This is a genomic window from Campylobacter sp. TTU_617 (assembly GCF_016599045.1).
Classification (GTDB): domain Bacteria; phylum Campylobacterota; class Campylobacteria; order Campylobacterales; family Campylobacteraceae; genus Campylobacter_D.
The window spans coordinates 1-7,781 of sequence record NZ_JAENKV010000026.1 but is presented as its reverse complement, the minus strand read 5'-3'; the positions used below and the strand labels follow the sequence as shown (position 1 = coordinate 7,781).

2 tRNA genes and 3 rRNA genes are annotated in these 7,781 nt (G+C 35.8%); all 5 read right to left on the bottom strand.

The features are described from left to right. Positions 1–1,134: 1,134 nt before the first annotated feature. The 5 genes from rrf to GQV94_RS07465 all read right to left on the bottom strand — a co-directional run bounded on the left by rrf (position 1,135) and on the right by GQV94_RS07465 (position 6,483). Positions 1,135–1,251, bottom strand: a 5S ribosomal RNA gene (gene rrf / locus GQV94_RS07485). 174 nt (positions 1,252–1,425) lie between these two features. Beyond that, positions 1,426–4,334: ribosomal RNA gene (locus GQV94_RS07480) — 23S ribosomal RNA — on the bottom strand. 383 nt (positions 4,335–4,717) lie between these two features. Then, positions 4,718–4,794, bottom strand: a tRNA-Ile gene (locus GQV94_RS07475). Positions 4,795–4,800: 6 nt separating this feature from the next. Continuing rightward, positions 4,801–4,876, bottom strand: a tRNA-Ala gene (locus GQV94_RS07470). A gap of 94 nt (positions 4,877–4,970) precedes the next feature. After that, positions 4,971–6,483: ribosomal RNA gene (locus tag GQV94_RS07465) — 16S ribosomal RNA — on the bottom strand. Together the 16S, 23S and 5S rRNA genes with 2 tRNA genes alongside form the textbook arrangement of a ribosomal RNA operon. Positions 6,484–7,781 lie beyond the last annotated feature (1,298 nt).

The window sequence follows — 7,781 nt, the reverse complement described above, 5'->3', positions numbered from 1 at the left end:
TTATCTTTAAAACTCTTACCAATCCAATAAATATTTAATATTCTAAAAACTTTTTAATATTAAAAGATTGATTTAAAACTTTATCTGTTTTGTTGTAATTTGTAAGCTAACATTTTTATCACTAATTTAACTGAGTAAAATCTCTTTTTTACTCTAGTAAATATTGCAAAAATAATTATCCTTTTATAAAAAATACCCCTCCCAACAAATTCAAACATTCCATTACTTAATAAGTTCTTCTTTCATAATCTTTCATCTAATAATTTAAAATCCTAGATATAAGTTTTCTTTATAGTATAAAATATATAAAAACCTTGTATAATTATAATCTAGATCTTATCCTTTGCTAAATCTTTTTTATATTTAAGAATAATAAAATTACCATATTTCTTTTTATGCTACTACATTTTATTTCTTTTTATATCATTTTTTAATTTAACCTAATAACCTTAACTTACTTAAATGGATATCTTTTACTATTTGTTTTTATAATAATATGTAATAAATATCTTTTACTTCTTATTAAAAAACATCTAATTTAAAAAAGCATATTCTTTAATTTCTTTTATTTTTAATAAACATCTAAATTATCTTTAAATATTTTAATAAGCTAAATAATAAAAAGTATAAAAATAACTTTTTATCTTTTCTAAGTATAAAAATAATATTTAATTTGTTTTATTATCTTAAGAAAGAAATTAATTAGAGTAATTAAAAATATATTTTTTAATCAATCATTTTTTATATATAAATCTTTCAATTTTAATATTTATTTTAATTCCTTATTTAAAACTTTAAAAAACTTATAAATAAGTCTAAATAAATTTATTAATAACTATTTAAATTAGATATTGCTTATTTAATTTAACTTATCTTTATTTATATATCTTTAAAGTTATATACTTATAATTTAATTTTTTAAATTTAGAATTTAATTAAAATATAAATAAAAACTTTATCCTTTATCTATAAAAAGCTAATGAATAAATAAAAAATCAAACATAGATATTTTTAAAAGAAGCTTTAATAATTTATAAAAATTAATATAAAAATAAAAAGATATTCCTACTAATAAAAAACATTTTTAATTAGAAGTAAAATATATATCGAAGTATTAAGAAGTATAAATTAACAAGTCCGCAATGAGCTACTTTCCCCCTGCCAGTAAGGCGTAGTATCATCACCCACGATATGCTTAGCTTCTTGGTTCGGGATGGAGCAAGGCGTTTCCATATCTGTATAATCACGGACATTGTTATTTAAATATTCTTTTAAAAGTAATTAATCCATTTTTTTTATTTTTATCTTTTTAAACTAAATAATAGATTTATTTTTTAAGAATACTTAAAAAACAATGTTAAAAGCAAGTTTAAAATCTTACTCATTAAAGGCATAAAAACCTTAACAAGGAAGTGATGCTTTATTTAAGATAAGCCAAACGCTCTATTAGTACTGGTCAGCTAAAGGACTTTCATCCATTACACATCCAGCCTATCAAACTAGTAGTCTTCTAGAGAGCTTAGAGAAGATTCATCTTAGAGTTGGCTTCACGCTTAGATGCTTTCAGCGTTTATCCTTTCCAAACTTAGCTACGCTGCGATGCTCTTGGCAGAACAACAGCTACACCAGTGGTTTGTTCAACCCGGTCCTCTCGTACTAGGGTCAAATCTCTTCAATCTTCTTACGCCCACGGCAGATAGGGACCGAACTGTCTCACGACGTTCTGAACCCAGCTCGCGTACCGCTTTAAATGGCGAACAGCCATACCCTTGGGACCTGCTCCAGCCCCAGGATGCGATGAGCCGACATCGAGGTGCCAAACCTCCCCGTCGATGTGAGCTCTTGGGGGAGATCAGCCTGTTATCCCCGGGGTACCTTTTATCCTTTGAGCGATGGCCCTTCCACACAGAACCACCGGATCACTAAGACCGACTTTCGTCTCTGCTTGACTTGTATGTCTTGCAGTTAAGCTGGCTTATACCTTTATACTCTACTAGCGATTTCCAACCGCTATGAGCCAACCTTTGTAAGCCTCCGTTATTATTTGGGAGGCGACCGCCCCAGTCAAACTACCCACCAGACATTGTCCCACTTGAGGATAACTCAAGCTGGTTAGCTACCCAAATAAGAAAGAGTGGTATCTCAACAATGGCTCATAATAAACTGGCGTCTATTACTCAAAGCCTCCCACCTATCCTGCACATTCTTATCCAAGTAGCAGTGTCAAGCTGTAGTAAAGGTCCACGGGGTCTTTCCGTCTTGCCGCGGGTAGGAGGAATTTTCACCTCCACTACAATTTCACTGGATCCCTCTTTGAGACAGCTCCCATCTCGTTACGCCATTCATGCAGGTCGGTATTTAACCGACAAGGAATTTCGCTACCTTAGGACCGTTATAGTTACGGCCGCCGTTTACTCGGGCTTCGATCAAGAGCTTCGCTAATGCTAACCCCATCAATTAACCTTCGAGCACCGGGCAGGCGTCACACCCTATACATCCTCTTACGAGTTAGCAGAGTGCTGTGTTTTTGGTAAACAGTCGGGAGGGACTCTTTGTTGTAAGTTTCTTCGCTTTCGGAGTAAATCCTAATACGAAGCGAACCACACCTTATACCGAAGATACGGTGCTATTTTGCAGAGTTCCTTAAAGAGAGTTCTTCCACGCGCCTTAGAATACTCATCCCACCCACCTGTGTCGGTTTACGGTACGGGCAACATTAGCTAAACTTAGAAACTTTTCTTGGCTCGACGGCATCAGGGGTTCTCCTATCCATCCGAAGACTTCAAAGAGCCTTTCAGTTCTCAGAGTATTGTTATACGGATTTGCCTATATAACCTCCTACAACCTTAGACTAGCACTTCCATCCGCTAGCCCCCTTAGCCCTAAGCGTCCTTCCATCGCACACTAATGTTGGTATTGGAATATTAACCAATTTGCCATCACCTACCCCTTTCGGACTCGGCTTAGGACCCGACTAACCCTACGATGACGAGCATCGCGTAGGAAACCTTGGGTTTACGGCGTTAATGATTCTCACATTAATTATCGCTACTCATGCCTGCATGCTCACTTCTATTCGCTCCAGCACTCCTTACCGGTATACCTTCGACGCAAATAGAACGCTCTCCTACCACTTGACAAAGTCAAGTCTACAGCTTCGGTACTTACTTTAGCCCCGTTATATTTTCCGCGCAAAATCACTAGACCAGTGAGCTATTACGCTTTCTTTAAAGGATGGCTGCTTCTAAGCCAACCTCCTGGTTGTTTAAGTAACTTCACATCGTTTTCCACTTAAGTAAGATTTAGGGACCTTAGCTGGTAGTCTGGGTTGTTTCCCTCTTGACGACGGATTTTATCACTCGCCGCCTGACTGCTGTGATTACATATAAGGTATTCGGAGTTTGATAGGGTTTGGTACATTGGTGTATGCCCTAGCCCATTCAGTGCTCTACCCCCTTATATTACGACACAACGCTATACCTAAATATATTTCGGAGAGAACCAGCTATCACGAAGTTTGATTGGCCTTTCACCCCTATCCACAAGTCATCCCGGGGCTTTTCAACGCCTATGGGTTCAGTCCTCCACTAGTTCTTACACTAGCTTCAACTTGCTCATGGATAGATCACTTCGTTTCGGGTCTGCAGCATCTGACTAAAGCGCCCTATTCAGACTCGCTTTCGCTACGGCTTCGCGTGTGCTTAACCTTGCCAGACACCACAACTCGCAGGCTCATTATGCAAAAGGCAGTCCATCACCCTGTATTGCTACATAGGGCTCTGAATGATTGTAAGCAAATGGTTTCAGGTTCTATTTCACTCTGATCACCTCAGTTCTTTTCACCTTTCCCTCACGGTACTTGTGCACTATCGATCTGGTATTAGTATTTAGGGTTGGATCGTGGTCGACCCAGCTTCAGACAAAATTCCACGTGTTTCGCCCTACTCAGGATACTGCTAGTTAAAGTCAGCCTTTCGCATACGGGACTATCACCCTCTATGGCTATACTTTCCAGAATGTTCTGCTAAGCTTTCTTTATACATATTGCAGTCCTACAACCCCCAGTGCAAGCACTGGGTTTGCCCTCTTGCGCTTTCGCTCGCCGCTACTTACGCAATCTCTATTGATTTCTTTTCCTGAGGGTACTAAGATGTTTCAATTCCCCTCGTTCGCTCCTATTAAGGTAATGTATATCTCTATACATTGGGTTGCCCCATTCGGAAATCTACGGATCAAAGCTTCTTGACAGCTCCCCGTAGCTTATCGCAGTCTAGTACGTCCTTCATCGCCTTTACCAGTCAAGGCATCCACCATTCGCTCTTAGTAGCTTACCTTTTAACTTCTTTATAAAAGAAGATTTCGCATAAAAGTTAGATTATTCTAACTTTACCTTTATTCTAAAACGCATCACTTCCTTGTTAAAGTTTTTACAATAAGTCTTTTATACTCAAGACGGAAAGCATTTAATACTTAAAAATAAATATTAAAACTTAGCTTTAGATAATATCTTATATATAAATACATAAAATACCTATACTAAAGAAAAATATAAAATCTTATTCTTTAACAAGCTTAGTAAAATTGTTTTTAAAACTTGCTTGTGACTCTTAACATTGATAAGTAAAAGAACATTTAGGTAAAACCTAAAGTAAGCATATTAAAATATTAAATAAATATACTTACTTTAGATTTAAACCTTTTTCAAATCTTAATCTCATGGTGGGCCTAACAAGACTTGAACTTGTGACCTCACCCTTATCAGGGGTGCACTCTAACCAGCTGAGCTATAGGCCCTTATAATGGTGGAGAATAGCGGGATCGAACCGCTGACCTCCTGCGTGCAAAGCAGGCGCTCTCCCAGCTGAGCTAATTCCCCAAAATTAGCTTTTCATCAATCTTTGAAATCTAAACAAGGATGATTGAGTTTGATTGAAGTAATAGTTGTGAGACTTATTACTTTAGTACTCTAGAAAGGAGGTGATCCAACCGCAGGTTCTCCTACGGTTACCTTGTTACGACTTCACCCCAGTCGCTGATTCCACTGTGGAAAGTAGCTATTTTAGCATCCTCGCTTCGAGTGAAATCAACTCCCATGGTGTGACGGGCGGTGAGTACAAGACCCGGGAACGTATTCACCGTAGCATGGCTGATCTACGATTACTAGCGATTCCGGCTTCATGCTCTCGAGTTGCAGAGAACAATCCGAACTGGGACATATTTTATAGATTTGCTCCACCTCGCGGTATTGCGTCTCATTGTATATGCCATTGTAGCACGTGTGTCGCCCTGGGCATAAGGGCCATGATGACTTGACGTCGTCCACACCTTCCTCCTCCTTACGAAGGCAGTCTATTTAGAGTGCTCGGCCGAACCGTTAGCAACTAAATACGTGGGTTGCGCTCGTTGCGGGACTTAACCCAACATCTCACGACACGAGCTGACGACAGCCGTGCAGCACCTGTCTCTAAGTTCTAGCAAGCTAGCACCCTCATATCTCTATAAGGTTCTTAGGATATCAAGCCCAGGTAAGGTTCTTCGCGTATCTTCGAATTAAACCACATGCTCCACCGCTTGTGCGGGTCCCCGTCTATTCCTTTGAGTTTTAATCTTGCGACCGTACTCCCCAGGCGGTATGCTTAATGCGTTAGCTGCATTACTGAGATGACTAGCATCCCAACAACTAGCATACATCGTTTAGGGCGTGGACTACCAGGGTATCTAATCCTGTTTGCTCCCCACGCTTTCGCGCCTTAGCGTCAGTTAAGTTCCAGCAGATCGCCTTCGCAATGGGTATTCTTGGTGATATCTACGGATTTTACCCCTACACCACCAATTCCATCTGCCTCTCCCCCACTCTAGATTACCAGTTTCCCAAGCAGTTTAATGGTTAAGCCATTAGATTTCACAAGAGACTTGATAATCCGCCTACGCGCCCTTTACGCCCAGTGATTCCGAGTAACGCTTGCACCCTCCGTATTACCGCGGCTGCTGGCACGGAGTTAGCCGGTGCTTATTCCTTAGGTACCGTCAGAATTCTTCCCTAAGAAAAGGAGTTTACGCTCCGAAAAGTGTCATCCTCCACGCGGCGTTGCTGCGTCAGGGTTTCCCCCATTGCGCAATATTCCCTACTGCTGCCTCCCGTAGGAGTCTGGACCGTGTCTCAGTTCCAGTGTGACTGATCATCCTCTCAGACCAGTTAAGCGTCATAGCCTTGGTAAGCCATTACCTTACCAACTAGCTGATACTATATAGTCTCATCCTACACCGAAAAACTTTCCCTACTCAACTTGTGTTAAATAGGAGTATGGGGTATTAGCACTCATTTCTAAGTGTTGTCCCCCAGTGTAGGGCAGATTAACTATACCTTACTCACCCGTGCGCCACTAATCCACTTCTAGCAAGCTAGAAGCTTCATCGTTCGACTTGCATGTATTAGGCACGCCGCCAGCGTTCACTCTGAGCCAGGATCAAACTCTCCATAATAATTTATAGATAGTTTAATCTTTTTCTTCAAAGAAAAAGTATTTGATTAAAAACTAGTTTTAATCTTTTAATATATTTAAATTATAATCTGGCTCAATCGATCACTTATTTAGATTTCAAAGATTGACTATAAGATTTGAAAACAATACTAAATTAAAAGAACAAAACTTTTTTACTTAAAAAATAATTAAAGATTAAATAAATATTAATTTATAGTTTTACTCATTTAAAAATAAAATGTTCATAAAACTAAAAATATCTCTAATACAAAAATTATTTTTTTATTATTTTAAAAAACGCTTTTAATGCTTTTTTGTAAAATTGTAAAAAAGAAATGAGATTATATTCCTAATAAGCTTAAGGATAAATAAATTTATTAAATTTTTATATTTATTTATAAATTAAAAAATTAGATTTTTTAATTTGTTTATTGTTTTAGTTTTTATTGTAAAAAAATTGTTTTACTATATTGTTTAATTGTTTGCTTATTTATTTTTCTTTATTTCTTTATTTATTTTTCTTACTTTACTTTTTGTTTGGTTGGATTATTTAGTTAAGTTGGTTGTTGTCTGCTTTGTTTGATTTATTTGGTTAAGCTAGTTTAGATTGTTAGGTTTGTTTTTAAGATTATTTGGTAGGTTTGTTTAGTAAGTTTGTTTGGTTAGCTTTATTTAATTTAAATTGCTTTATTGACTCTTGATAATTTGATTGTTTTATCTTATTTATACTTATTTACTTAATTTATTTATTACTTACTTAATTTATTTCACTTAATTTTTGTTTTACTTTGTTTGGTTGATTGGTTTGATATTACCTACTTTATTTATTTTATTTTAAATCTTATTTTATTTGGTTGGTAGAGTGAGTAAGGTTTGGCTATTTAGTTGGGTTTTTATTTAGTTTATTGATTAAGATTGGTTTGGTTGGTTATTATTGTCTGCTTTGATTAGTTATTTGTTTTATTAAATGTTAGATTAGATTTTAAAAAATATATTTAAATATATAAAAATATTAAAAGATATAAATATGATAAATTATTTAATTATTATAAAGATTAAAAAATATTGCAAAAAAATTAAAAAATACTACCAAATTTATAATAAAAGATTTTATTTATAAAAATACAACATTCTTTTTAATTAATTAATTAAATAAACTAAAATTAAAACTAAACTAAATAAAAAACAATTTAATGATAAATATTAAAGCTGTGTTAAAAATTTAATTTCATTGATAAATTATGTTTAAATTTTAGAACAAAGCTTTGAAGTGTTTTTAAATGAGATGGGTTGGTTGTT